Origin of the sequence: Actinomycetospora endophytica, from assembly GCF_021026375.1 — a bacterium.
In the GTDB taxonomy this organism is placed as follows: domain Bacteria; phylum Actinomycetota; class Actinomycetes; order Mycobacteriales; family Pseudonocardiaceae; genus Actinomycetospora; species Actinomycetospora endophytica.
In genome coordinates this window covers 929,168-953,586 of sequence record NZ_JAJNDB010000001.1, presented here as the reverse complement: position 1 = coordinate 953,586, position 24,419 = coordinate 929,168, and the positions used below count along the sequence as shown (strand labels likewise).

The following is a 24,419-nucleotide window of genomic DNA, read 5'->3' as shown; positions in this document are numbered from 1 at the left end:
CGGGGAACCGGTGGGGGGCTGGCACACTGTCACGGTCACAGCCGTGTGACGGCGTGCCGGTCCCGTCCGGAGACGGTCGGATCGACGCCGTGACCAGCGACTTTGTGCCTGTGTTCACGAGCGGTACCCTCGATTGGAAGCAGTCCAGGAAAGCTCGCGCAGGACGCAGCCCGTCGCCCGGGGCCAGGCGTCCGCCTCCCACGGGGCTGGACGCGGACCGACAGCAGTGGCACGAGGAGGCTCCCGGCGTGACGGTGGACGGGGGTGTACCGCACCCCGTGACGGGCGGGTCCCCGGAGGTCCCGGCCCCGTCGGGCACCCCGGCCGGGCGCCGCGCCACCGCCCGTGTGCCGGAGGCCACCGTCGAGCGGCTCGCCGTCTACCTGCGGGTCCTCACCGACATGCTCGCCGAGGGCGTCCCGACGGTCTCCAGTGACGTGCTCGCGGCGGCCGCGGGCGTGAACGCCGCGAAGCTGCGCAAGGACCTCTCGCACATCGGGTCGTCGGGGGTGCGCGGCGTCGGGTACGACGTCTCCCGGCTCACCGCCCAGGTCGAGACCGTGCTCGGGCTCACGCGCTCGAACGCCGTGGCGCTGGTCGGGGTGGGGAACCTGGGACATGCACTCGCCGGGTACGGCGGGTTCGCGGCCCGGGGCTTCGGCGTCACTGCGCTGTTCGACGTCGACCCGACCCTGGTCGGCACGACGATCGCGGGCGTGGAGGTCCTGGACGTGGCCGAGATCCCCCGGATCTGCGCCGAGCGCGGGGTCACCATCGGGGTGGTGGCGACGCCGGCCGCCGCGGCGCAGCAGGTCTGCGACGCGCTGGTCGGCGCGGGGGTGCAGAGCATCCTCAACTTCGCGCCGGCGGTGCTGTCGGTGCCGGGCGGAGTCGAGGTACGCAAGGTCGACCTGGCGGTGGAGATGCAGATCCTCGCGTTCCACGTCTCCCGCCGGCACGACAGGGTCGCGAGCGATGCGACGGGGAAGGTGTACGGATGAGTCTGCTGCTCGTGGGTGTGTCGCACCGCACGGCGCCGGTGTCGGTGCTGGAGCGCGTCGCGATCTCCGGCGAGGACACCGCCAAGGTCCTCGACGAGCTGATCACCGGTGAGCACGTCTCCGAGGCCGTGGTGCTCTCGACGTGCAACCGGATCGAGATCTACGCGGTCGTGGAGACGTTCCACGGCGGCCTCACCGAGGTGTCCCGGGTCCTCGCCCGCCACGCCCAGGCCGACGTGTCGGACCTCAGCGACCACCTCTACGTGCACTACGCCGGGTCCGCGGTCGAGCACCTGTTCTCGGTCGCGGCCGGGCTGGACTCGATGGTCGTCGGCGAGGCGCAGATCCTCGGCCAGCTCCGGGCGGCCTACTCGACCGCGCGCGAGCTCGGGACCGTCGGGACCGCGCTGCACGAGGTCGCCCAGCACGCGCTGCGGGTCGGCAAGCGCGCCCAGGCCGAGACCGGGATCGACAGCGCCGGCGCCTCCGTGGTCACCGAGGCCCTCGACGACGCCGAGAAGGCCCTGGGCGGCGGCCTCACCGGGCGCCGCGCCGTCGTCGTCGGCGCCGGCTCCATGGGTGGGCTCGCCGCCGCGGCGCTGCGCCGCCGCGGGGTGGGCGAGATCGTCGTCGCCAACCGCACCACCGAGCGCGCCGAGCGCCTCGCCGAGATCGTCGCCGACGAGGGCACCCCGTCCCGGGTGATCCCGCTCGAGGCCCTCTCGACCGAGATGGGCGCCGCCGACCTCGTCGTCGTGTGTACCGGCGCGGTCGGCACCGTCGTCGGGCTCGACGCGGTCCGCGCCGGGCGCGCCCGTGCCGACCGCCCGCTCGTCGTCTGCGACCTGGGACTGCCCCGCGACGTCGACCCCGAGGTCGGCGGGCTCGCCGGGGTCACGCTGGTCGACCTGGCCACCCTCGGCGAGCGGCTGCAGCACGCTGCCGCGGGCCAGGCCGTGGAGGCCACCCGGGCGGTGGTGACCGAGGAGGTCCGCGGCTACCTGGCCGCGCAGCGCTCCGCGGAGGTCACCCCGACCGTCACCGCCCTGCGCCGCCGGGCCGCCGAGGTGGTCGACGCCGAGCTGCTGCGCCTCGACGGCCGCCTGCCCGGACTGGAGGCCGACGTGCGCGGCGAGGTCGCGAAGACCGTGCGCCGCGTCGTCGACAAGCTCCTGCACACCCCGACCGTGCAGGTGAAGAGGCTCGCCCAGTCGCCGGGCGGCGACACCTATGCCGAGGCGCTGCGCGAGCTGTTCGAGCTCGACCCGCAGGCCCCCGCCGCGGTCGCCTCCGGCCCGAGCGGCTCCGGGATCACCGCGGAGGACGCCCAGACCACCGAGTCGGCCCGGCTCGAGGCCGGCGAGGTCGACCAGGCGCTGGCCGCCAACCCGATGCTCGGCGGCACGGCCCCCGAGGGCACGGACGCGCCACTGCGGGTGCCGGGAGGAACCTCGTGAGCCCTGCCGCGCCGTCGGGTCCCATCCGGATCGGCACCCGGGCGAGCCTGCTGGCGAAGACGCAGACGAGGACGGTCGCCGACGCCCTGATCGCGCAGGGCGCGACCGTGGAGATCGTCGAGATCTCGACGTCGGGCGACCTCTCGCAGGCCGCGAACACGCCGATCGCCCAGACCGGCATCGGGGTGTTCACCTCGGCGCTGCGCGAGGCACTGCTCGAGGACCGCATCGACGTCGCGGTGCACTCCTACAAGGACCTCCCGACGGCGGGTCTGCCCGGCATCGTGCTCGCCGCGGTCCCGGAGCGCGCCGACCCCCGCGACGTCCTCGTGGCGCGCGACCAGATGGTCCTCGGCCAGCTGCCCCCGGGCGCCGTCGTGGGGACCGGGTCGCCGCGGCGCGAGGCGCAGCTGCGCGCGCTGGGTCTCGGCCTCGAGGTCGTCGGGATCCGGGGCAACGTGGAGACGCGGATCCGCAAGGTCACCGAGGGCGAGGTCGACGGGGTGATCCTCGCGCGGGCCGGGCTCGCACGGATCGGCCGTGCCGGCGAGGCCACCGAGGTGCTCGACCCGCTGCAGATGCTGCCCGCCCCCGCCCAGGGGGCGCTCGCGGTGGAGTGCCGCGTCGCCGACACCGAGCTCGAAACATTCCTCGCCGCGACGCTGCACGACGAGTCGACGGCCGCGGCGGTCACCGCCGAACGCGCCGTGCTGAAGGAGCTCGGGTCACCGTGCGCCGCAGCGATCGGTGCACTCGCCGACATCGTCGAGGATCTGGACGACGACGGACGCATCGTGGAGAGGTTGTCTCTGCGGGCGTTCGCCACGACGGCCGACGGGGCGCTGGTGCGCAACTCGGCCACGGGAGAGACGAAGGACGCTGAGCAGATCGGGCGGTCCCTGGCCGCCGAGCTGCTCGTCGACGGGGCGCAGCCGCGCGGCGCCGAAGGCGCCTAGGCGCCGGCCGCACCGTCGCAAGGAGAGAAAAACGATGGGACGAGACAGGACATGACCGCACCCCCCTCCACCACCGCCGGCCGAGTCGCCTTCGTCGGCAGCGGGCCCGGCGACCCCGGGCTGCTGACCGTGCGCGCCCGCGAGGCGCTGGCGTCCGCGACCTACGTCGTGGCGGACCCGGGCGTGCCCGACGACGTGATCGCGCTGCTCGCGGAGGCTCCCCGCCCCGTCACCGTGCGCCACCCCGGCGGCGGCACCGAGGTCTCCCCGCTCGCCGACCCCGACGGGTCCCTGGCGGACGGGGTGGAGATCGCCGAGGCGCTCCCCGAGGACCCCTCGGCGCTCGCCGAGCACCTGGCGTCCCAGGCGTGTGACGGCGCGTCGGTCGTCCGTCTCGTCGAGGGCGACCCGCTGACCCGCGAGTCCGTGATCACCGAGGTGCGCGCCGTCGCGGCCGCCGCGGTGCCGTTCGACGTCGTCCCCGGCATGCCGGCCAGCACCGCCGTCCCGGCCTACGCCGGGGTCGCGCTGGGCTCGGCGCACACCGCCGCCGACGTCCGCCACGGCCTCGACTGGACCACCCTCGCCGTCGCACCCGGGCCGCTCGTGCTCACCGCGACCGCCGCCGACCTCGCGTCGACCTCGGCGTCGCTCGTCGAGAACGGCTGGAAGCCCGAGACGCCCGCGCTGCTCACCTCGCAGGGCACCGAGTCGAAGCAGAAGACCGTCACGTCGTCGGTCGAGAAGCTGGCCACCGACGGCACCGAGCTCGAGGGCCCGCTGACGGTCACTGTCGGCGACGCCGCGGGCGACCGCGCCGCGCTCTCCTGGTGGGAGTCCCGGGCGCTCTACGGGTGGCGCGTGCTGGTGCCGCGCACCAAGGACCAGGCCGGCGCGATGAGCGACCGGCTGCGGGTCCACGGGGCGGTCCCGGAGGAGGTCCCGACGATCGCCGTCGAGCCGCCCCGCTCGCCCGCGCAGATGGAGCGCGCGGTCAAGGGTCTGGTCGACGGGCGCTACCAGTGGGTCGTCTTCACCTCGCAGAACGCCGTGCGCGCGGTGTGGGAGAAGTTCCAGGAGTTCGGGCTCGACGCCCGTGCGTTCTCCGGCGTGAAGATCGCGTGCGTCGGCGAGGCCACCGCCTCGGCGATCCGCGCGTTCGGCGTGCACCCGGAGCTGGTCCCCACCGAGCAGACCGAGCAGTCCTCGGAGGGCCTGCTCGACATCTTCCCGCCGCACGACGACGTCCTCGACCCGGTCGACCGCGTCCTGCTGCCCCGCGCCGACATCGCCACCGAGACCCTCGCCGAGGGCCTGCAGGCGCGCGGCTGGGAGATCGACGACGTCACCGCGTACCGGACGGTGCGCGCGGCGCCGCCGCCCGCCCCGACCCGCGAGGCGATCAAGACCGGCGGGTTCGACGCGGTGTGCTTCACCTCGTCGTCCACGGTCCGGAACCTCGTGGGTATCGCCGGCAAGCCGCACGCGCGCACCATCGTGGCGTGCATCGGGCCGAAGACCGCCGAGACCGCGGTCGAGTTCGGCCTGCGCGTGGACGTCCGTCCCGACCTCGCCGAGGTCCCGGCGCTGGTCGAGGCGCTCGCCGCGCACGCGAACAAGCTGCGGGCCGAGGGCGCGCTGCCCCCGCCCCGCAAGACCAAGGCCCGCAAGCGGTAGTTCGGCTGACGCCTCGTGCGTGCGTTTCCGTGCTGGAGCACGGAAACGCACGCACAAGTCCGAAGGACAAAGCCATGTTTCCCACCGACCGGCCCCGCCGGCTGCGCACCACCCCGGCGCTCCGGCGTCTCGTCGCCGAGACGGACGTCCGCCCGCGCCACCTCGTGCTGCCGGTGTTCGTCGCCGAGGGCCTCGACGCGCCGAAGCCGATCTCGTCGATGCCCGGCGTCGTCCAGCACACCCGCGAGACCCTGCGCAAGGCGGCCGCCGAGGCCGCCGGGGCCGGGCTCGGCGGGATCATGCTGTTCGGCGTCCCCGCGCGGCACGACGCGACCGGCTCCGGCGCGGTCGACCCGGACGGCATCCTCAACGTCGGGCTCCGCGAGGTCCGCGAGGAGGTCGGCGACGCGCTGCCGGTCATGGCGGACACCTGCCTGGACGAGTTCACCGACCACGGGCACTGCGGCGTGCTCGCCGCGGACGGGTCGGTCGACAACGACGCCACCCTGGAGATCTACGCGGACATGGCGGTCGCCCAGGCCGAGGCCGGCGCCCACGTCGTCGCCCCCAGCGGGATGATGGACGGCCAGGTCGGGCGCATCCGGGAGGCCCTCGACGCCGCCGCGCACGCCGACACCGCGATCCTCGCCTACTCCGCGAAGTACGCGAGCGCCTTCTACGGCCCGTTCCGCGAGGCGGTGGACTCCCAGCTCAAGGGGGACCGCCGCACCTACCAGCAGGACCCGGCGAACGCCCGCGAGGCGCTGCGGGAGGCCACGCTGGATCTCGCCGAGGGTGCCGACATGGTCATGGTCAAGCCGGCCATGGGCTACCTCGACGTGCTGCGCTCGGTCGCGGAGGTCTCCGAGGTGCCGGTCGCCGCCTACCAGGTCTCCGGGGAGTACGCGATGATCTCCGCCGCCGCCGAGCGGGGCTGGATCGACCGCGAGCGCACCATCCTCGAGACGATCACCGGCATCCGGCGCGCCGGGGCGGACATCGTCCTCACCTACTGGGCCACCGAGCTGGCCGGCCGGTTGGACCGATGACCATTCGGGTGCCCGGGTCGTTGGACCGGGCATGAACGACGTCGTGCGCGAGGTGACCCCTCCCCGGGAGGAGCCCGGCCGCCCCCGGGTGGTGACCGCCGCGATCTGGCTGTGGGGCGTGCTCGGGGTGCTGCTCGTGCTGACCGGGCTGCTCTTCGCGATCGCGACCGCCGTCGGCATCACCGACCCGAACACCGGGAAGGGCTCGCTGGTCCTGACGGCGATCGTGCTGGTCATCGCCGGTGCGGGGACCCTGGTGGCCACGCGGGCGCTACGCCTCGGGTCGCGCCCGGCCCGCGCGGCGCTGACCGGGATCGGCGTCGTGCTCGCCGTCGCCGGGCTCGTCCAGCTGACGTTCCTCGGCGTGGGCGGTGTCTACTTCGTGGCGTTCGCCGTGGCCGCCCTGCTGCTGCACGTGCCCGCGGCCCGGTCCTACTTCTCGTGACGGGCGCGACGGCTCCCGTGCCCGACGACGAGGTGCTCTTCGCCGAGGCCGGCGCGCCGTGGTGGCCGCTGCTGATCGGCCCGGTCGTGGGGGGCGGTGGTCTGCTGCTCGACCGCCTCGCGCCCGGCGGGGCGACGCCGTGGGCCTGGATCGCGATCGGGGTCCTGCTGCTCCTGCCGATCGCGCTCATCGTCCGGACGCGCCGACGGTTGCTCGGGGTCCGGCTCACGCCCGCGACGTTGACGCAGGGCGACGAGGCGGTCGGGACGGCGAGCATCGTCGGCGCCCGCCCGGCCGACGGCAGCGGCCGCTACGGCATCCGCCCCCTGGGCGGGCACCCGTCGGTGCCGCGTCACCTCGGCGTCGTCGTCGTGACCCTGGACGACGGGAGCCGCCGGGCGGCCTGGGCGCGGGACGCCGACGGGCTGCACGCGGCGCTCTCCCGGGTGCTCGCGGAACGCACCGCGGCGCCGGTGGAGGGCGCGTGAGCCGGCGCGCGGTGGTGACCGCGGTGATCGCCGTGCTGCTCCTCGCCGGCGGGGTGGTCTGCCTGCTGCACGGGGTCGACACCTCACCGTCCACGGGCGGGCTGCTCGTGGCCCCGGTGCCGCTGACCCAGGTGCGGGGCGGCTGGGTGAGCGGGGGCGTCGCGCTGGTCACCGCGGCGCTGGTGTGCGGGATCGACGCGGTCGCGCGGTGGCGCTCGGCGCGGTCGGAGCGGGCCTCCTAGGTCGCTGGGCCGTCGTGCCCCGTCGCCGACCCTGAACTCGGTGGTGCAACCGAGTCAGCGTGACTCGGTTGCGCCACCAGACTTCCGGTGTCAGAGCCACTCCGAGACGCCGCCGTGGCCGGAGCACGTCCCGGACTTGTGCTTCGAGTGACTGTCGGTGCCGTCCTTGCAGCGCGCGGTCGCGCCCGAGCTGTTCGCGTCGGGGCGCTCGACCTGCTGGCCGTCCGAGTTGGTGTAGGTCCCGGCGTAGGGGCTGCCGGAGGCGCCCGACGAGCTCGAGGAGTCGCCCGACGACGAGCTGGACGAGGACGATCCCGACGACGAGCTCGAGTCGTAGGACCCCGACGAGCTGTAGGTCGAGGACCCGTACGTGGAGGACCCGGAGCTGGACGAGCCGTAGGTGGACGAACCGTAGGTCGACGAGCCGTACGGCGTGGTGGTGGTCGTCGGGGCCACGACGGGGACGGAACTGCTCGACGAGGTCGGGACCTCCGTCGTCGGGGTGCACGCGGCGACGCCGGTGAGCAGGCCGAGCCCGGCGATGCAGATGCCGATGCGCGCCCACCGGCCGGAGCGCCGGGCCGCCGCTGCATCGGACGTTGCAGTCACGAGGACCTTTCGGTCGGTGTCGTGGTCTGCCGGACGGACGCTGCGCGCCATGATGTCTCCCCCGCGTCGATGTGTGACGGTGGTGGAAGCGCTGAGCGATACATGTGTGTTACACGCGTCACCCGCTCGGCCGAACGGCGGGCCTCGCACGCCCGAGTGGTCCTGCGATCACCACGGAACGCCACACCGTCGGACCCCCGGCGGACGACGGTCACACCGGTCGGCCTGGGAGGATGGGGACGTGAGCAGCGCTCCCACAACGGCAGCCGGGCCGGTCGCCCGCTCGGCTGAGCTCTTCGCGCGCGCCGAGGCGGTCGTCCCCGGCGGCGTCAACTCCCCGGTGCGCGCCTTCCGCTCGGTCGGCGGGACGCCGCGGTTCATGTCCTCGGCGCAGGGCGCGTGGCTGACCGACGCCGACGGCAACCGCTACGTCGACCTCGTCAGCTCCTGGGGACCGATGATCCTCGGGCACGCGCATCCCGCCGTCGTCGAGGCGGTCCGCGAGGCGGCGACCCACGGGCTGAGCTTCGGGACCCCGGCCGAGGGCGAGGTCGCGCTGGCCGAGGAGATCGTCCGGCGGGTCGAGCCGGTCGAGCAGGTCCGGCTCGTCAATTCGGGCACCGAGGCGACGATGAGCGCCATCCGGCTGGCGCGCGGCTTCACCGGCCGCAGCGTCGTCGTGAAGTTCGCCGGCTGCTACCACGGTCACGTCGACTCGCTGCTCGCCGAGGCGGGCAGCGGCGTCGCGACCTTCGGGCTGCCGTCGAGCCCCGGTGTCACCGGTGCGCAGGCCACCGACACCGTCGTGCTGCCCTACAACGACCTGGACGCCGTCGCCGCCGTCTTCGCCGAGCGCGGCACCGAGATCGCCTGCGTGATCACCGAGGCCGCCGCCGGGAACATGGGCGCGGTCGCTCCCGACGACGGGTTCAACGCCGGGCTCAAGCGGCTGTGCGCCGCACACGGCGCGCTGCTGGTCGTCGACGAGGTGATGACCGGCTTCCGCGTCTCGCCCGCCGGCTGGTACGGCCTCGAGGGCGTGGCCGGCGACCTGTACTGCTTCGGCAAGGTGATGTCCGGCGGGCTGCCCGCGGCGGCGTTCGGCGGCCGCGCGGACGTCATGGCCCACCTCGCGCCGGCCGGACCCGTCTACCAGGCAGGGACGCTCGCCGGGAACCCGGTCGCGGTCGCGGCGGGCCTGACGACGCTGCAGCACGCGACCGACGACGTCTACACCGCCCTCGATGCGGCGGCCGACCGGCTGCACGGCCTGATCTCCTCGGCGCTGACGCAGGCCGGGGTCGAGCACACGATCCAGCGGGCCGGCTCGCTCGTCTCGATCCGGTTCGCCGTCGGAGCCGGCCGGGACTACGACGACATGCGCGACGCCGAGACCTGGCGGTTCCCGCCGTTCTTCCACGCGTTGCTCGACCGGGGCGTGTACTTCCCGCCGAGCGTGTTCGAGTCGTGCTTCGTCTCCGCCGCCCTCGACGAGGACGCGTTCGGCGTCATCGCCGACGCGCTGCCGCACGCCGCCGCGGCGGCGGCCGCCGCGACCCCGCCGGAGGAGCAGTGACGGGCGGCGGCATCGAACCCGTGCGGACGGTGGTCCACCTCGTCCGGCACGGCGAGGTCCACAACCCGGAGAAGATCCTCTACGGGCGCCTCCCCGGCTACGGGCTCTCCGAGACGGGCCGGGAGCAGGCCCGTCGGGTCGCCGAGCACCTCGCGTCCAACGACGTCACGGCACTGCTCGTCTCGCCGATGCAGCGGGCGCAGGAGACCGCGGTGCCGATCGCGGAGAAGCTCGGCGTCGAGCCCGTCACCGACGACCGGCTCATCGAGGCGGCCAACGCCTTCGAGGGCGAGCACGTCGGCGTCGGCGACGGTGCGCTGCGCCGTCCCGAGTTCTGGCCGCTCCTGCGTAACCCGTTCCGCCCGTCGTGGGGCGAGCCGTACCTGGAGATCGCGCACCGCATGCTCGGCGCGGCGCACCGGGCGCGGGCGGCCGCCGCGGGCCACGAGGCGGTGTGCGTGTCGCACCAGCTGCCGATCTGGACGCTGCGCCGCTTCCTCGCCGGGCAGCGGCTCTGGCACAACCCGACGCAGCGCCAGTGCGCGCTCGGCTCGGTGACCACGCTGGTGTTCGACGACGAGTCGCTGGTCGACATCGGCTACACCGAGCCGTCGGGCACCTCCGACCCCTCGGCGACCGGCGCATGAGGCGGCGGGGAACGAGGCGCGGCACAGCTCGACCCGTGGCGCTGCAGCTGGCCGCGGTGCTCGCCGTCGTCGGGCTGGCGCTGCTGGCGGGGTGCTCGTCGGGGTCGTCGGACGGCGGCGGGTTCACGTTCGTCGCGCCCGGCGGGCAGACCCAGATCACCTATCCGGAGGCGCAGCGTCGTCCGCTCGCCCCGGTGTCCGGGGACTCGCTGCTCCAGGCGGGCCAGCAGGTATCGAGCGCGGACTTCAAGGGCAAGGTCGTCGTGGTGAACATCTGGGGCTCGTGGTGCGGGCCGTGCCGCGGCGAGGCGCCCGGTCTCGAGCAGGTCGCGACCGAGGCCGCGCCGCGTGGGGTGCAGTTCCTCGGGGTCGACGTGCGCGACGACCGCGACGCCGCCTCCGACTTCGTCCGCAGCCGGGCGATCACCTACCCGTCGATCTTCGACCCGCCGGGCCGGTCGCTGCTCGTGCTCTCCGGCTACCCGCGCAACGCGGTGCCGTCGACGATCGTGCTCGACCGGCAGCACCGGGTGGCGGCGGTGTTCCTCACCTCGGTGCTGGCGAGCGATCTGCAGCCCGTGGTCGACCGGATCGCGGCGGAGCCGGCTCCCGCGCCGGCCTGACCCGCTCGGAACGGCGGGCCGCGGGCGTGACCTACGACATCCCGTAGGACGAAGTCCCCCGCCCTCACGCGGCCAGGACGCCCCCGCCCTACCCTGGGGCGCGACATGAACGCCCGGTACTGCGAGTCCGCATGGACCTGACCCAGACGGTGACCTCGGGTCCCGTGCTGCTGGCGCTCGTGCTCTCCCTCGCCGCGGGCCTCGTGAGCTTCGCGTCGCCGTGCGTCGTGCCGCTCGTCCCGGGCTACCTCGCCTACCTCGCCGGGCTCGTCGGGGCCACTGCTCCCGCGGTCACCGCCGAGGAGGCCGCCGCCCAGCGGGCCGAGCGCCGCGCCGCTGTCACCGCGAACACTCCCGCCGAGCCGACCACGGGGACCGGGCTCGCCACCGCCACGCTCCCGCCGCGGGCACCCCGCGGCCGGCTGCGGCTCGCCGGGGCGGCGGCGCTGTTCGTGCTCGGCTTCACGGTGGTCTTCGTGCTCGGGCTCGGCGCGATCGTGTGGGCGGCCGACGCGCTGATCGAGAACGAGTCGCTGCTGCAGCGTCTCGGGGGCGTCGTCACCGTCGCGATGGGCCTGGTGTTCCTGGGCCTGGTGCCCGCCCTGCAGCGCGACACCCGCCCGCACTGGGTGCCGCGGATGGGGATCGCCGGGGCTCCGCTGCTCGGCGCCACGTTCGGCCTCGGCTGGACCCCGTGCCTCGGCCCGACCCTCACCGGCGTCATCGCGCTGGCCTCCGGGACCGGCGCGGGCACCGGGGCGTGGCGCGGCGGGCTGCTGGTGCTCGCCTACTGCGCCGGGCTGGGCCTGCCGTTCGTGCTGATCGCGCTCGGCGCCGGCCGGGCGGTGCGGGCCCAGGCGTGGCTGCGCACCCACGTCCGCGGCATCCAGATCGCCGGTGGCGTGCTGCTCGTCGTCGTCGGCCTCGCGCTGGCCACCGGCCTGTGGGCCGAGATCGTGACCCTGCTCCGGGAGCCCGTCGCGGGCTTCTCGACCCCGCTGTAGCCGCTGATGACACAGACACTGAAGTCGCCGCCCGACGAGTCCCCCGAGCCGCCCGCCGGCCGTCGCTGGTGGCGCGACCTGCTCGCCCTCGCTCGCAACACCTGGCGCGGGCTGACGAGCATGCGCACGGCGCTGATCCTGCTGTTCCTGCTCGCGCTCGCCGCGCTGCCCGGGGCGTTCCTGCCGCAGCGCGGCCCGAGCCCGCAGGCGGTGCAGGACTACTTCACCGCCCACCCCACGCTCGCGCCGCTCCTCGACAAGATCGGCATCTTCAACCTCTTCTCGACGCCGTGGTTCTCGGCGGTCTACCTGCTGCTGTTCATCTCGCTGGTCGGCTGCCTCGTCCCGCGCACCTGGGAGCAGATCCAGGGCCTGCGGGCCCGCACCGTCGCCGTCCCGCGCAACCTCTCGCGGCTGCCGCACCACGCCGCGGGCACGGATCCGCGTTCGCCCGACGACGTCGTCGCCGACACCCGCCGTCGGCTCCGGGGCTGGAAGCTCGACGTCCGCGAGGAGCCCGACGGGGTGCGGACGGTCTCGGCGGAGCGGGGCGCGCTGCGCGAGGTCGGCAACCTCGTCTTCCACATGAGCCTGCTGGCGCTGCTCATCGGGATCGCGGTCGGGAAGCTCTTCGGCTATGAGGGCGACGTCATCGTCATGGCCGACGGCTCGGAGTTCTGCAACTCCGGGATCCTCTCCTACGACACGTTCCGGCCCGGCCTGCAGGTGGACGGCACGAACCTCGACCCGTTCTGCCTCGACGTCGACCGCTTCGACGCGCAGTACCGGCCCGACGGAGCCCCCGAATCCTACCGGGCCGACGTCCGGTACTCCGACGCGGCGCAGATCGCGGACGGGGCCGCGCCGACTCCGGCGACCATCCAGGTCAACGATCCGCTGCGCTTCGACGGTGAGCGGGTGTACCTGATCGACCACGGCTACGCGCCGCAGTTCACCGTGACCTTCCCCGACGGCCAGCAGCGCACGCAGGCCATCCAGTGGGAGCCCGTCAACCCGTCGACGTTCCTCTCCCAGGGCGCCACGAAGTTCGACCGGCCCGGAGTCACCGACGACGCCACCCGTCGTCGTACCCAGCTCGCCATCACCGGCCTCTTCGCGCCGACCTCCAGCGGCGGGGGCGTGGTGACCTCCACCTACCCCGCGCTGACCGCTCCGGAGGTGGCCGCCGACGTCTACCGCGGCGACCTGGGGCTGGACTCCGGGAAGGGGCAGTCGATCTTCGGGATCGACCAGTCGATGGTCGACCAGGGCCGGCTCGTGCGGGTGGACCGCCAGAACCTGGTCCCGGGTCAGTCGCTCACCCTCGACGACGGGACGACGATCCGGTTCGACGCCGTCAAGCAGTGGGTGAGGCTGCAGGTCTCGCACGATCCGGCGCAGGACGCGGTCCTCGTCGCGGCGATCGCGCTGCTCGTGGGCATCACGTTGTCCCTGACGGTCAAGCGGCGCCGGTTCTGGGTGCGGGCCACACCGACGGCCCCGGGCGCGCGGTCTACGACAGACGGTCGTACGGTGGCGGCGGGGTCGAGCGTGGAGCTCGGTGGCCTCGCCCGCACCGACCAGGCCGGGTACGGCGAGGAGTTCGACCGGCTCCGGACGGACCTGCTGCCCGACCGGCCCACCAGCAGGCACGAGACCCCACCCCGGACCGACCCCGACGAGGCCGGCCCGGGCGACCACGGAGGTAGCGGATGAACGTCGACGCCCCGCTGGGCGACTTCGGCGACGTGCTGTTCTACTCGGCGCTCGCGGTCTACATTCTCGCGATGCTCCTGCACGCCGTGGAGCACGGCATGCTGCGCCGGGTCGCGTCGGCGGAGGCAGTACCCGCCGCGGTGCCGGCGGCCGTGGGCGCCGGTGGTGGCGACGAGCCCGGCACGACCACGGTGGTGCCGGACGACCCCGCTGCCGGTGACGACGCCGCCGGCGACGACCCCGCCCCGGCCGGCCCCCGGACGCGCGACGGCCGCCCGCCGCGGCCCGCGTCGGAGCGGTTCGGGCGGATGGGCGTCTCGCTGACGGTGCTGGGCCTGGGCCTGCACATCGCGATGCTCGTGGTGCGGGGCGTGGCCGCCGACCGCCCGCCGTGGGGCAACATGTACGAGTTCGTCGCGGCGGTGACGCTCGTCGGGGTGCTCGCCTGGCTGGTCGTGCTCTTCCGGCGCCCGGAGCTGCGTCGACTCGGCGTGTTCGTGCTCCTGCCGGTGATCGTGCTGATGATGCTCGGCGGCACGGTGCTCTACACGCAGACGGCACCGGTCGTGCCGGCGCTGCACTCGTACTGGCTCGCCATCCACGTGACGGCCGCGGTGATCTCCTCCGGGATCCTGCTCTTCGCCGGCGTGGCCAGCGTGCTCTACCTGTTGCGCAGCGTCCACGACTCGAACGGCCGCATGGCCTGGACCGCCAAGCTGCCCGGCGCCGCGGTGCTCGACCGCGTCGCCTACCGCGCCACCGCCGTCGCCTTCCCGATCTGGACGTTCGCCGTCATCGCCGGCGCCATCTGGGCCGAGGCGGCATGGGGTCGGTACTGGGGCTGGGACCCGAAGGAGACGACGGCGTTCATCGCGTGGGTCGTCTACGCGGGCTACCTGCACGCGCGCTCGACGGCGGGGTGGCGCGGTCGCAAGGCGGCGGCGGTGAACGTCGTCGGCTTCGCGGTGATGTCGTTCAACCTGTTCTTCGTCAACCTCGTCGTCACCGGCCTGCACTCGTACGCCGGGGTGGGCTGAGCCGGTCGCCCAGTTCATGGTCACCGGGACCATGTGGTCGTCGCCGGAGATCCACTGGCGCTGTGAAGTCCCGGTGATCATGGGCGGGGCCCGCTGAGCGCCTCGCTCGGCCTCGGCGGGTCCGGTCGCTGGTGATCATCGGGCACGTGCGGGGCTGATCGGAGATCCGCCGGCCCGCCAGGTGCCCGGTGATCTCGTGGTGGCCCAGCTCGTGATCAACGGGCCCGGGTGGCTGTCGTGGATCTCCACGGCTGCAACACAGGCCCGGTGATCATCGGTCGGGCGGCGTGTCCGGACCGAGATCCGGAGTAGATCGGCCGATCGGCTCGTCCTGTTCGTCCCGGGCGGATACGGTCGTGCGGCCGGTCGGCGCCCCCGAGGCCGCGGGCCGACCAGGCGCCGGTGACGACGGAGGGGAACGCGCCGACGATGGATGGCCGCGAGGACGAGTCGGGCCCGGGTGAGGGCGGGACGGCGAACGGGTCGACCCCGACGCCGGAGCACCCCACCACGGGCACGGAGCAGGCGACGACGACGGGTGCGGGCTCCGCGATGTCGTCGGGGCCGGGCATCGATCCGACGCCTGCGGGCGCGACGAGTGCGGGCCCGACAAGTGCCGGCCCGACGCAGGCGAACGGTGCCGCCTCGGCCGCGGGCACGGAGCCGAGCGGCGGTTCCGCGTCGGAGGAGGACCTCGCCGCCGAGACGACCCGGCAGGTCGACACCGCCGGCGCGGCGCGGGGCGACGTCCGCCGGCCGGCCTCCTCCGACGGACGGAGCACCACGTCCTCGACGCGGCTGCCGTCGTCGGCACGGTCCCTGTCCTCCCACGGTCCGGCCGCACCACCCGGCTCGTCCCAGCCGGCGGGCCCCCAGCCGGCGACGTCCCAACCGGCGGGCCCCCAGCCGGCGACGTCCCAGCCGGCGGGCCCCCAGCCGGCAGCAGCCCAGGGCCACTCCTCCCAGCCGGCGTCGGCCCCCTTCCCGGCCCCCTTCCCGGCCGCCGAGCCGCGCGCCGGGGAGACCCGCCCCGACGAGGGTGCCGACCCGCACCCGCCGTCGTCGGAGATCGCGACCGTCGCGCCGTCGTTCGGCCCGCCTGCGATGTCCGACCTCTCGTCCGCGCAACTGCTGCGCCCCGCCAGGCCGGTGCCGCGCACGGGCTGGCGGCGGGCGGTCTACGTCGCGAGCGGCGGCGTCGTGAACCCCGGCGAGAGCGAGGCCGACACCGCGCGCCGGGCGCTCGTCGCGCGGGTCAACCAGCCGCTGCAGGGCTGCTACAAGATCGCGATGCTGAGCCTGAAGGGCGGCGTCGGGAAGACCACGACGACGGCGGCCCTCGGCGCGACGTTCGCGTCGCTGCGCGGGGACCGGGTCGTCGCCGTCGACGCCAACCCCGACCGGGGCACCCTCGCCGAGAAGGTGCCGGTGGAGACGACGGCGACGGTGCGCCACCTGCTGCGCGACGCCGCGCTGGTCCGGCGGTACTCCGACGTGCGGGCGTACACCTCGCAGGGCCCGTCGCGGCTCGAGGTCCTCGCGAGCGAGCAGGACCCGGCGGTCTCGGAGGCGTTCAGCGAGCTCGACTACCGGCGCGCGGTGGACCTGCTCGAGCACTTCTACAACATCGTGCTCACCGACTGCGGGACCGGACTCATGCACTCGGCCATGCGCGGGGTACTCGATGTCGCGGACTCGCTCGTCGTCGTGTCCTCGTCCTCCATCGACGGTGCGCGCAGCGCCTCGGCGACCCTCGACTGGCTGGACGCGCACGGCTACGGCGACCTCGTGGCCCGCTCGACCGCCGTGATCAACTACGTGCGGCGCTCCTCGGGCGGCGTCGATCTCGACCGGGTCGCGGAGCACTTCGCGGCGCGCTGCCGCACCGTGGCCCGGCTGCCGTTCGACCCGCACCTCGACGAGGGCGCGGAGATCGAACTGGAGAAGCTCGCGCCCCGGACGCGGACCGCGATGCTCGAGCTGGCCGCGGTCGTGGCCGACGACTTCCCGCGGGCCGGGTCCCGCGTCCGCATCGGTCCGCGCTGACCGCCCCCGTGCCGATGTCAGCGATGCGGCATCGCTGACGCTCGACGTCAGCAACGCCGCATCGCTGACAACGGAGCCGCACCCGTCAGGCCGACCGGCGCCACCGACGCCGACGACGGCGGGTCGCGAGGAACGCCCGGGCGTCGTCGTGGAAGCCGGTGCCCGTGCGGCGGGGGTGCTCGATGACCCAGTCCCGCAGGCGCGCGGACAGGTCGGCGGGGACCGGTTCGCGCGCGTCGTCGAGCATCGCCGCCACGATCCGGACGAGCACGCGGACCCGCTTGGCCCGCAACGCCCCGGCCTCCGCGCGCACCTGGCCGGCGTCGAACCCGTCGGGCACCGGCCCGGCCCCGACGAGCGCCGCCAGCAGCGCCGCCTGCCGCGCCGCCAGGTCGGCCCGCGCGTCGACGGTGCTCATCCCACGGCCCCGACCCGCCCGTGCGCCCGCCGCAACAGCCCGAGCTCGGCGGCCAGGTCCGCGTCCGACGGGAAGCGGTCGTCGCGCTCGAGCATCACCGCGGGCCGCGTCCCGCACGACGCGGCCCGCCCCACCAGGTCGGCGAGCAGCTCGAGGACCGGTTCGGTGAGCGGGTGGGCGTGGGTGTCGTGGTAGAGCCCGTCGGGCGAGGTGATCCCGCCCGCGGCGTGGACGTAGGCCACCCGTTCCAGCGGCAGGTCGTCGAGCACGCGGGCCGGGTCCCGGCCGAGGTTCACCGCGCAGGCGTGCAGGTTGGCGACGTCGAGCACGAGCCGGACCCCGGTGCGCTCACACAGCTCGGCCAGGAACGCGCCCTCGCCCATCTCGGCGTCCGGCCAGTCGAGCAGAGCCGCGATGTTCTCCAGCGCGAGCGGCACCGGCAGCCGCGTGGCCGCCTCGGTGACGTTGGCCACCAGCACGTCGAGGGCGTCCCGGGTGCGTGGCACCGGCAGCAGGTGCCCGGACTCCAGGCCCCCCGCGCGCACGAAGCACACGTGGTCGCTCACCAGCGGGGCGTCGAGCGCCGTCGCGACCGCCGCCAGATGGTCTACGCGGTCGGTGCGCAGCGGCTCCGCGCCGCCGAGCGACAGCGAGACCGCGTGCGGCACGACGGTGACCCCTGCCGCCCGCAGCCGCCCCAGCGAGGCGGGTGGCGACGCCGGGTGGACGTCCTCGGCGACGACCTCGACGAACGACGCCGCCTCGGAGGCGACCAGGCGCTCGACGGTGCGGTCGATGCCGGGACGCCAGCCGATCCCGACGCCGTCCGGGCCCGCGGTCATCCGCCGCACCCTCCGCCCCCGCCGCAGGACGAGCCGCCGCCGCAGGAGGAACCGCACGACGAGCCGCAGGACGACCCGCCGTCGAACCCACCGTCGGAACCGCCGCCGGAGAAGGCCGGTGGGACCAGGAGCGCCGCCGTCGCCGGGTCCGGGAACGCGGCGAGCCCACCGAGGGCGACGAGGACCCCGGCCCCGACGACGAGCGCGGTCCGGTGACCGGCTGCGGCCGACACCGGCCGGCCCGCGGACTCGCGCGCGGCGGCGAGCGTCGCCCGGCCCGCCGGGGTGACCACGCGATGGGACTTCGGCCGGGCCCACAGCGCCAGGATCACGGCGATCACCAGGACGGTCCCGAGGAACCCGATGGACGCTCCGTGCCCGAGGCCGGCGGCGAGCCGGGCGAGGGCGAGGACGACGACGAGCCCGAACGGAATCCACGCCCGGCGGGCGCGGGAGCGCATCTGTGCCGGATCGCGGAGCAGCCCGCGCGCGACGAGCTGCTCATCGAGATCCCGTGCCCGGAACCAGGGGTCGATCGCGCCGAGGACCTGCCGGCCCGAGGTCGGGGACTCGGCACTGTGCAGGACCGCGACGTCGAGGTCGGACAGCGCCGGGTCGTCCTCGGGGGCGGGGCGACCGTCGGCGACGACGGCGCACAACCGGCGCTCGTCGTCGACCCGCAGCCGACCGTTCTCGACGAGTCCCGCGACGCTCGCCGCGACCGCCCGGTCGGGGCCGCCGGCCAGGGCACCGAGCTGCTCGGGGCTCAGCGTCCGGTCCGGTGGCGCGGTCGGACCCCGTCGCGCCGCGACCAGGACCAGGCGCGGAAGCAGCAGCGTGACGATCGCGAGCGGGATCCAGACCAGCAGGAACAGCGGGCCGGAGATGCCCCAGGTGGGAGTCACGGCGGTCGTCCGTTTCGCACGAGGACGACCGAATGGTCATCACGATGAGTGAAACGATCGCCGGTCAGGCCTGGCCAGAGCAAGAGCGAACCACTCCGATGGAGTAGTCCGAGGGAGGCGTCAGAAGCGGAGCGTGAGACTCAGGTGCCGGACGACGGGTCCTGGCCGTCGATCCGTCCGCGCTTGACCTGCTCGTCGAGGCTGCGGAGGAACTCCGGGTCGTCGTCCGGGGCGATCGGGCGCGTCCGGCGGGGGCGACCGGCGCCGGGGGTGCGCGTGGGACCGGTCGGCGCCTCGTCCTCGGAGGTGCTCGAGCCCGTGGTGAGGGCCTGAGCGGACACGGCCTTCCAGAGCAGCACTCCGACCGCCACCAGAACCATCACTGCGACGACGAAAAGCAGCACGGCACGCACCTCCTCCGGACGCCCATGGGGGCGGCCGATCGCTCGCCCGGCCCACGCTACCCGGCGAAGGAGGTGTCCGGGGATCGATCGACCGAGGTCCGCCGGGTGGACGGCCCGTGACGGCGAACGGACCGAAACGACGAAAAGGACCCGGCCGCGGGTGCCGCGGCCGGGTCCTCGTCGTGATGAGCGCTAGTCGTGAGCCTCGCTGGTGAGACCGTCGAGCAGGGTGCGCACCTCGGACTCGCGGAAGCGGCGGTGCCCGCCCGGCGTACGGATCGAGCCGATGCGGCCGGCTGCCGCCCAGCGGGTGACGGTCTTCGGGTCGACGCGGAACATTGCGGCGACTTCACCGGGGGTCATGAGACGCTCGGTCGCTTCGGGTGCGACGGTCATGCGGCACCTCCTCGGGCCCGATGGCCCGACTACGAGGGACTCTGTCGCCGGGCGCGTGGTCGGTGAGGCCGCGACGCGGGGCGGAGCAGACGTTCTGGGTCGAATCGTGACACCGGACCCCTCACGTACTCGAACGCTAGTGCGGAGGTAAAAGGTTCATAAAGGCAGGAATCGGACGATCGGGTCGTGTCGGGGCTCGTGACCGGGCGCCTACCCTGGGCTCCGTGGAACCCGCTGGATCCCCGTCGACCGGCTCCGGAGCGCCGTCGTCCGAAGCCACCGCGTCATCGGCCGGAGCGGACGCGCGGTCGCCCGGAGCTGACGCGCGGTCGCCCGGACCCGACGCGCCGCCGCCCGCGCCCGAGCCCGGGAACGGCCGCTCGCTCGCGCTCGCCATCACCGTCTACGTCGCCGCGCGCGTGGTGCTCGTCGCGGTCATCGCCGGTGTCCTGATGCTCGTCGGACTGCCGCTGCTGATCGCGCTCCTCATCGCGCTGGTGGTGGCCCTGCCGCTCTCGCTGGTGCTCTTCCGGCCGCTGCGCACCCGGCTCAACCGGGAGCTCGCGGCCGCCACCGCCACCCGCCGCGCGCAGAAGGAGCGGCTGCGAGCCGAGCTGCGCGGCGACGCCCCGCCGCCGGCGGACCGGCCGGCGCCGGAGGACTGACCGGCTAGCCCACCACCAGGGCCAGACCGATCGCCGTACCGACGGCCCAGACGAGCAGCGCCACCCCGGTGTCGCGCAGCACCGGGATCAGCGACGTCCCCCGCGCCCCACCGAGGACCCGGCGCAGCGCGGGGATCAGCACCACCAGTGCGAGCAGCCCCAGCAACGCCCACGGGGCGCGGAGGCTCAGCACCAGGCTCATGCCCAGCGGGATGACGACGAGGGCCGCGTAGAGCACCCGGGTGTCGCGCTCGCCGAGCAGGACGGCCAAGGTCCGTTTACCGACGAGGGCGTCCGAGGGGACGTCGCGCAGGTTGTTGGCGACGAGCACGGCGCAGGAGAGCAGCCCGATCCCGATCGACGTCCCGATCCCGAGCCCGCTCACCCGGCCGGACTGGGTGTACTCGGTGCCGAGCACCGCGACCGGGCCGAAGAACAGGAACACCGCGATCTCGCCCATGCCGCGGTAGCCGTAGGGGCTCGACCCGCCGGTGTAGAACCACGCGCCGGCCAGGCAGATCAGGCCCACCAGCAGCAGCCACCAGGCGCCGCTCACCGCGAGCAGCGCGATCCCGGCCAGCGCCCCGATCCCGAGCGAGACGAAGGCCGCCTTCCGCACCGCGCCCGGGGTCGCCGCGCGGGATCCGACGAGGCGCATCGGGCCGACCCGTTCGTCGTCGGTGCCGCGGACGCCGTCGGAGTAGTCGTTGGCGAAGTTGACGCCGACGACCATCCCGACCGCGACGAGCAGCGCGAGGACGGCCGCCACGGGGCTCACGGCGTCCCCGCTGGCGGCCGCGCCGGTGCCGGCGACGACGGGGGCGATCGCGTTGGGGAGCGTGCGGGGCCGCGCGCCCTCGACCCATTCCGCCACGGTGGCCATGTGCAGGGAGACTAGCCAGCGCGCCGCTCAGCAGTCGGGTGCCTGGTTGGTCGGCACCATCCAGGCGGCCGGGACGTACTTGTCGGTGTCGATGCGCAGCCAGTCGGTGCTGGTGCCGTGGCTACCGGTCACCGAGTCGCCCGCGACGTGGCACTGCACGTCGACCTGGGCGTCGTTGCCGACCAGGCCCTTGTCGTCACCGCCGTTCGCGGGCGTGGAGCGGATGGTCACCGGGTTGTCCGGGCTGTCGGCGGTGGCCAGGTGCACGTCGGTGGGGGACTCGCCCGCCCGGCCGGTCCAGAGGTAGTCGACGGTGACGAACGAGTTGTCGCCGAGTCCGAGGGCGTGGAACGTGCCGTCCGCCACGTCGATGCCCGCCGGGTTCTTCACCGTGCGCCCGAGCCCGTCGTCGCCGTCGTTGTACTTGTTCTGGAAGGCGGCCTGGGCCTGCGGCATGCCCTGGGGCAGATCGGTGTAGGTGGTGCGCGGCGGGGCGGGGTTCCAGTAGTCGTCGTCGGTGTTCCACGGCCCGACGTCCCAGACCGGGACGATGGCGCAGCGCCCGGCGTCGGTGCACATCCGCACGCTGTAGTCGCCCTTGCCGTCGGCGTCGAGGGCGCCGCGGGAGGGCAGGGCGACGAACTGGTCGTTCTCGGTGATCACGTGGCCGTTGGAGGTCGTGCCGCCGGTGAGGCCCTCCCGGGTGGCGAACACCTTGTAGGACGCCCGCGGCGTCAGCTCGCGCTGCGCGCCGACGCGACGGTCGGCGTGGACCGAGGCCGAGCGCACCGTCGGCCCGGCGGCGGTGCCCGGGGCGGTGAGGGTCAGCCGCAGGGCCACGGTCCGGCTCGGGGCCGGCAGGACGGCGGGTGCGCCCGGAGCGGACGGCACCCACTCCGTCCAGCGCCCGGCGTCGTCGCGGCCGCGCACCTCCGCGATGATCGACGTGCCCGGCGGCCTCTCGGCCGTCACCGGCACGTCGAAGCGGTCGACGGGGTGCGCGAAGGTGTGCGTGCCGAGGTCGAGGAAGCCCTGCCGCTGGGCGCCGCGCAGACTGCCCGCCCGCTGCGGTGGCTCGCCGTCGCGCGGGCTCGCGAGCCGGGCGGCCCCGCCGTCGACCTGGACGCGGACCGCGCTGCCCGCGAGCTGCGGGTCCCAGCGCTGGGCGTCGGTGCCGGGGGTGACGACGCCGGGGTCGTCCGGGGACGCTCCGGTGGCGGCGACCCCGGTCGCGAGGAGCAGGACGGCGGCCGCGGCGAGCACCCACAGCACGACCGGGGTGGACGCGGGGCGGCGGCGCCGGGACCAGGTGCGCATGTCCGGGGCAACCCCGTCGGACGGGCCTCCGATACGTCCCCACGCGCCCCTCCAACCACACGGGGGTCACTCGACCTGGTGGTCCTGGCCTCGATCGGCGCGCCTGCTGGTACGTCGCCGATCGCCGTGGGTGTCCGACCGTGGCGATCGTGGCGGGCCGTCCGAACCGGCTCCGTGACGTGACGATGGCCGGTTCACGCGGCCGGAAGACGTCCTGCTCATTACGCTCGCCCGCCGTGAACCCGTCGTCGGTGCAGGCTCGCGTGGTCGTCGACGAATGGATCCGTGGCGGGGTCCGCGAGGCCGTGGCGTGCCCGGGCTCGCGCAACGCGCCGCTGCTGCTCGCGCTGCACGCCGCCGACGCCGAGGGGCGCCTGCGCCTGCACGTGCGCATCGACGAGCGGTCGGCCGGGTTCCTCGCGGTGGGCCTGGCGGCCCGGTCGGGGCGGCCGGTGCCCGTCGTCGTCACTTCCGGGACCGCGGTCGCCAACCTGCACCCGGCGGTGCTCGAGGCCTCCCACGCCGGCGTGCCGCTCGTTGTGGTGAGCGCCGACCGACCGCTGGAGCTGGTCGGGACCGGCGCCAACCAGACCGTCGACCAGGTCGGCCTGTTCGGCGGCGCGGTCCGGGCCGGCGTCGTGCTGCCGTTGGCGGACGAGCGCGCCAGGACCGCCGACGGGTGGCGCGCCGCGGTCTGCCGCGCGCTCGACCGTGCCGCGGGCACCAGCACCGGTGACCCCGGGCCGGTCCAGGTCGACGTCCCGCTGCGCGAGCCGCTGGTGCCCGACGACGACGATGCCGCCGGCCTGCCGTCGTGGGCTGCCGGACGTCCCGACGGCGGCCCCTGGACCCGCGTCGCCCCGCACGTCCCGCGCGTCGGCACGCTCGACCTCGCCGCCGCGGTCCCGACGCTCGTCGTCGCCGGCCACGGCGCCGCCGCCCCGGACGGGATCCCGGCCGGGGTCCCGGTGATCGCCGAGCCGACCTCGCCGTTGTGGGGACGCGGGCTGCGGGCCGGGACGCGGCTGCTCGACGCCGCGCTGGCCGGGTCCGCGCCGGAGCTGCTGCCGGCGCGGGTCGTCGTCCTCGGTCGCCCGACGCTGCACCGCCCGGTCTCGCGGCTGCTCGCCGATCCCCGGGTGGAGGTCGTGGTGGTGCCCGCGAGCACCGTCGACGGCGCCGCCCGGCCGGGCTGGACCGACGTCGCCGGGACCGCCGCGCACGTCGGCGCGCTGCCCCCGCCGCCCGCCTGGGGTGTCGACGCCGCCTACGGCGAGCGGGTGCGGGCCGCCGACGACCGTGTCGCCGACGCCCTGGAGACGGCGGCCGACGAGGGGACGGGCCCGGCGCTGGCTGCGGCGGTCGTCGCGGCGCTGCCGCCCGGGGCCCTGCTGGTGGTCGGCTCGTCCAGCCCGGTGCGCGACGTCGCGCTCGCCGCCCGCCCGCGCGCGGACGTCACCGTGCTCTCGGCGCGCGGCGTGTCCGGGATCGACGGCGCGGTGTCCTACGCGACCGGCGCCGCGCTCGCCCACGCCGGACCCGCGTACGCGCTGCTCGGCGACCTGACGTTCCTCCACGACTCCGGCGGACTGCTCGTCGGCGAGCGCGAGCCGCGCCCCGAGCTCGTGGTGGTCGTGGCCAACGACGACGGGGGCAGCGTGTTCGCCACCCTCGAGCAGGGCGCCCCGGAGCACGCGGCGGCCTTCGAGCGCGTCTTCGCCGTCCCGCACGGCACCGACCTCGCGGCGCTGTGCGGGGCGCACCACGTCGAGCACGCCGCCCCGACGGACGCCGCCGCGCTCGCGGCCGCCCTCGTCCCGACGGGCCGGACAGGGGTGCGCGTCGTCGAGGTCGCCGTGGACCGCGCCGACCGGCGCGGGCTGGCCGAGCGGCAACGCGGCGTGGCCCTGGATGCCGTCGGCGGCGACGACGCGGCCGAGGAACCGGATGTTCCCGACGAACAGGACGGGCCTGCTCCGATCGGTAGCATCGTTGGCGACGGTGTGTGAGCGGAAC

25 protein-coding genes are annotated in these 24,419 nt (G+C 74.9%); 17 read left to right on the top strand and 8 right to left on the bottom strand.

Going from position 1 to position 24,419, the window contains the following annotated elements:
* The first annotated feature begins 248 nt into the window (after positions 1–248).
* From LQ327_RS04625 to LQ327_RS04590, 8 genes are all read left to right on the top strand, one after another.
* Positions 249–1,001, top strand: a complete 753-nt coding sequence (locus LQ327_RS04625) for a redox-sensing transcriptional repressor Rex (protein ID WP_308286247.1) — start codon at positions 249–251, stop codon at positions 999–1,001.
* Positions 998–2,458, top strand: coding sequence for a glutamyl-tRNA reductase (locus LQ327_RS04620; RefSeq protein ID WP_230730353.1), 1,461 nt, complete (start codon positions 998–1,000; stop codon positions 2,456–2,458). The genes LQ327_RS04625 and LQ327_RS04620 overlap by 4 nt, the downstream gene beginning before the upstream one ends.
* A 29-nt stretch (positions 2,459–2,487) precedes the next feature.
* A complete protein-coding gene (gene hemC, locus LQ327_RS04615) occupies positions 2,488–3,414 on the top strand; it encodes a hydroxymethylbilane synthase (RefSeq protein ID WP_230733032.1) in 927 nt (308 codons plus the stop codon).
* 51 nt (positions 3,415–3,465) lie between these two features.
* Positions 3,466–5,091: a bifunctional uroporphyrinogen-III C-methyltransferase/uroporphyrinogen-III synthase gene (locus tag LQ327_RS04610; RefSeq protein WP_230730352.1), complete on the top strand. Its 1,626-nt coding sequence runs from the start codon at positions 3,466–3,468 to the stop codon at positions 5,089–5,091.
* 74 nt (positions 5,092–5,165) lie between these two features.
* Positions 5,166–6,140: a porphobilinogen synthase gene (gene hemB, locus LQ327_RS04605; protein ID WP_230730351.1), complete on the top strand. Its 975-nt coding sequence runs from the start codon at positions 5,166–5,168 to the stop codon at positions 6,138–6,140.
* Positions 6,141–6,171: 31 nt separating this feature from the next.
* Positions 6,172–6,585: a hypothetical protein gene (locus LQ327_RS04600; RefSeq protein ID WP_230730350.1), complete on the top strand. Its 414-nt coding sequence runs from the start codon at positions 6,172–6,174 to the stop codon at positions 6,583–6,585.
* Positions 6,582–7,073, top strand: a complete 492-nt coding sequence (mce1N, locus tag LQ327_RS04595) for a transport-regulating membrane protein Mce1N (RefSeq protein WP_230730349.1) — start codon at positions 6,582–6,584, stop codon at positions 7,071–7,073. The genes LQ327_RS04600 and mce1N overlap by 4 nt, the downstream gene beginning before the upstream one ends.
* A complete protein-coding gene (locus tag LQ327_RS04590) occupies positions 7,070–7,315 on the top strand; it encodes a hypothetical protein (RefSeq protein WP_230730348.1) in 246 nt (81 codons plus the stop codon). Before mce1N ends, LQ327_RS04590 begins: the two co-directional genes overlap by 4 nt.
* Before the next feature lie 90 nt (positions 7,316–7,405).
* Here the strand turns inward: LQ327_RS04590 and LQ327_RS04585 are convergent, their stop codons facing one another.
* A complete protein-coding gene (locus LQ327_RS04585; protein ID WP_230730347.1) occupies positions 7,406–7,924 on the bottom strand; it encodes a DUF3761 domain-containing protein in 519 nt (172 codons plus the stop codon).
* A 241-nt stretch (positions 7,925–8,165) separates the two neighbouring features.
* On the opposite strand from LQ327_RS04585, the gene hemL reads away from it, so the two are divergent.
* The 7 genes from hemL to LQ327_RS04550 all read left to right on the top strand — a co-directional run bounded on the left by hemL (position 8,166) and on the right by LQ327_RS04550 (position 16,573).
* Entirely contained in the window at positions 8,166–9,500 is a 1,335-nt protein-coding gene (gene hemL / locus LQ327_RS04580) for a glutamate-1-semialdehyde 2,1-aminomutase (RefSeq protein ID WP_230730346.1), read from the top strand.
* A 20-nt stretch (positions 9,501–9,520) separates the two neighbouring features.
* Complete coding sequence (locus LQ327_RS04575; protein WP_230733024.1) at positions 9,521–10,147, top strand: histidine phosphatase family protein; 627 nt, start codon at positions 9,521–9,523, stop codon at positions 10,145–10,147.
* Entirely contained in the window at positions 10,144–10,770 is a 627-nt protein-coding gene (locus LQ327_RS04570; protein WP_269069134.1) for a TlpA disulfide reductase family protein, read from the top strand. The genes LQ327_RS04575 and LQ327_RS04570 overlap by 4 nt, the downstream gene beginning before the upstream one ends.
* A 131-nt stretch (positions 10,771–10,901) precedes the next feature.
* Positions 10,902–11,774, top strand: coding sequence for a cytochrome c biogenesis CcdA family protein (locus LQ327_RS04565; RefSeq protein WP_230730344.1), 873 nt, complete (start codon positions 10,902–10,904; stop codon positions 11,772–11,774).
* Between the two features lie 6 nt (positions 11,775–11,780).
* Complete coding sequence (locus tag LQ327_RS04560) at positions 11,781–13,490, top strand: cytochrome c biogenesis protein ResB (protein WP_230730343.1); 1,710 nt, start codon at positions 11,781–11,783, stop codon at positions 13,488–13,490.
* On the top strand, positions 13,487–14,527 hold the full coding sequence (gene ccsB, locus LQ327_RS04555; protein ID WP_230730342.1) for a c-type cytochrome biogenesis protein CcsB: 1,041 nt from the start codon (positions 13,487–13,489) through the stop codon (positions 14,525–14,527). Before LQ327_RS04560 ends, ccsB begins: the two co-directional genes overlap by 4 nt.
* A gap of 402 nt (positions 14,528–14,929) precedes the next feature.
* The gene (locus LQ327_RS04550; protein WP_372460599.1) at positions 14,930–16,573 is read left to right on the top strand and encodes an AAA family ATPase; all 1,644 of its coding nucleotides are present in this window, start codon (positions 14,930–14,932) and stop codon (positions 16,571–16,573) included.
* Positions 16,574–16,658: 85 nt separating this feature from the next.
* On the opposite strand, the gene LQ327_RS04545 is transcribed toward LQ327_RS04550, so the two are convergent.
* From LQ327_RS04545 to LQ327_RS04525, 5 genes are all read right to left on the bottom strand, one after another.
* The gene (locus tag LQ327_RS04545; RefSeq protein ID WP_230730341.1) at positions 16,659–16,991 is read right to left on the bottom strand and encodes an SCO6045 C-terminal-like domain-containing protein; all 333 of its coding nucleotides are present in this window, start codon (positions 16,989–16,991) and stop codon (positions 16,659–16,661) included.
* Positions 16,988–17,833: an MbnB/TglH/ChrH family RiPP precursor modification enzyme gene (locus LQ327_RS04540; RefSeq protein WP_230730340.1), complete on the bottom strand. Its 846-nt coding sequence runs from the start codon at positions 17,831–17,833 to the stop codon at positions 16,988–16,990. Before LQ327_RS04540 ends, LQ327_RS04545 begins: the two co-directional genes overlap by 4 nt.
* Positions 17,830–18,738: a TIGR04222 domain-containing membrane protein gene (locus LQ327_RS04535; RefSeq protein WP_230730339.1), complete on the bottom strand. Its 909-nt coding sequence runs from the start codon at positions 18,736–18,738 to the stop codon at positions 17,830–17,832. The genes LQ327_RS04540 and LQ327_RS04535 overlap by 4 nt, the downstream gene beginning before the upstream one ends.
* Positions 18,739–18,878: 140 nt before the next feature.
* Positions 18,879–19,142, bottom strand: a complete 264-nt coding sequence (locus tag LQ327_RS04530) for a hypothetical protein (RefSeq protein WP_230730338.1) — start codon at positions 19,140–19,142, stop codon at positions 18,879–18,881.
* A gap of 192 nt (positions 19,143–19,334) precedes the next feature.
* Positions 19,335–19,538: a BldC family transcriptional regulator gene (locus LQ327_RS04525; RefSeq protein WP_230730337.1), complete on the bottom strand. Its 204-nt coding sequence runs from the start codon at positions 19,536–19,538 to the stop codon at positions 19,335–19,337.
* A 224-nt stretch (positions 19,539–19,762) separates the two neighbouring features.
* Here LQ327_RS04525 and LQ327_RS04520 point away from each other — a divergent pair, with 224 nt between their 5' ends.
* Positions 19,763–20,203 (top strand): DUF4229 domain-containing protein, encoded by a 441-nt coding sequence (locus LQ327_RS04520; protein ID WP_230730336.1) that lies wholly within the window; start codon positions 19,763–19,765, stop codon positions 20,201–20,203.
* 4 nt (positions 20,204–20,207) lie between these two features.
* Here the strand turns inward: LQ327_RS04520 and LQ327_RS04515 are convergent, their stop codons facing one another.
* Together LQ327_RS04515 and LQ327_RS04510 are read right to left on the bottom strand one after the other, a co-directional pair.
* Positions 20,208–21,086, bottom strand: a complete 879-nt coding sequence (locus tag LQ327_RS04515) for a 1,4-dihydroxy-2-naphthoate polyprenyltransferase (RefSeq protein ID WP_230730335.1) — start codon at positions 21,084–21,086, stop codon at positions 20,208–20,210.
* Between the two features lie 27 nt (positions 21,087–21,113).
* On the bottom strand, positions 21,114–22,403 hold the full coding sequence (locus LQ327_RS04510; RefSeq protein ID WP_230730334.1) for a DUF8814 domain-containing protein: 1,290 nt from the start codon (positions 22,401–22,403) through the stop codon (positions 21,114–21,116).
* 236 nt (positions 22,404–22,639) lie between these two features.
* Between LQ327_RS04510 and menD the strand changes: the two genes are divergently transcribed.
* A complete protein-coding gene (menD, locus tag LQ327_RS04505; protein ID WP_230730333.1) occupies positions 22,640–24,412 on the top strand; it encodes a 2-succinyl-5-enolpyruvyl-6-hydroxy-3-cyclohexene-1-carboxylic-acid synthase in 1,773 nt (590 codons plus the stop codon).
* Positions 24,413–24,419 lie beyond the last annotated feature (7 nt).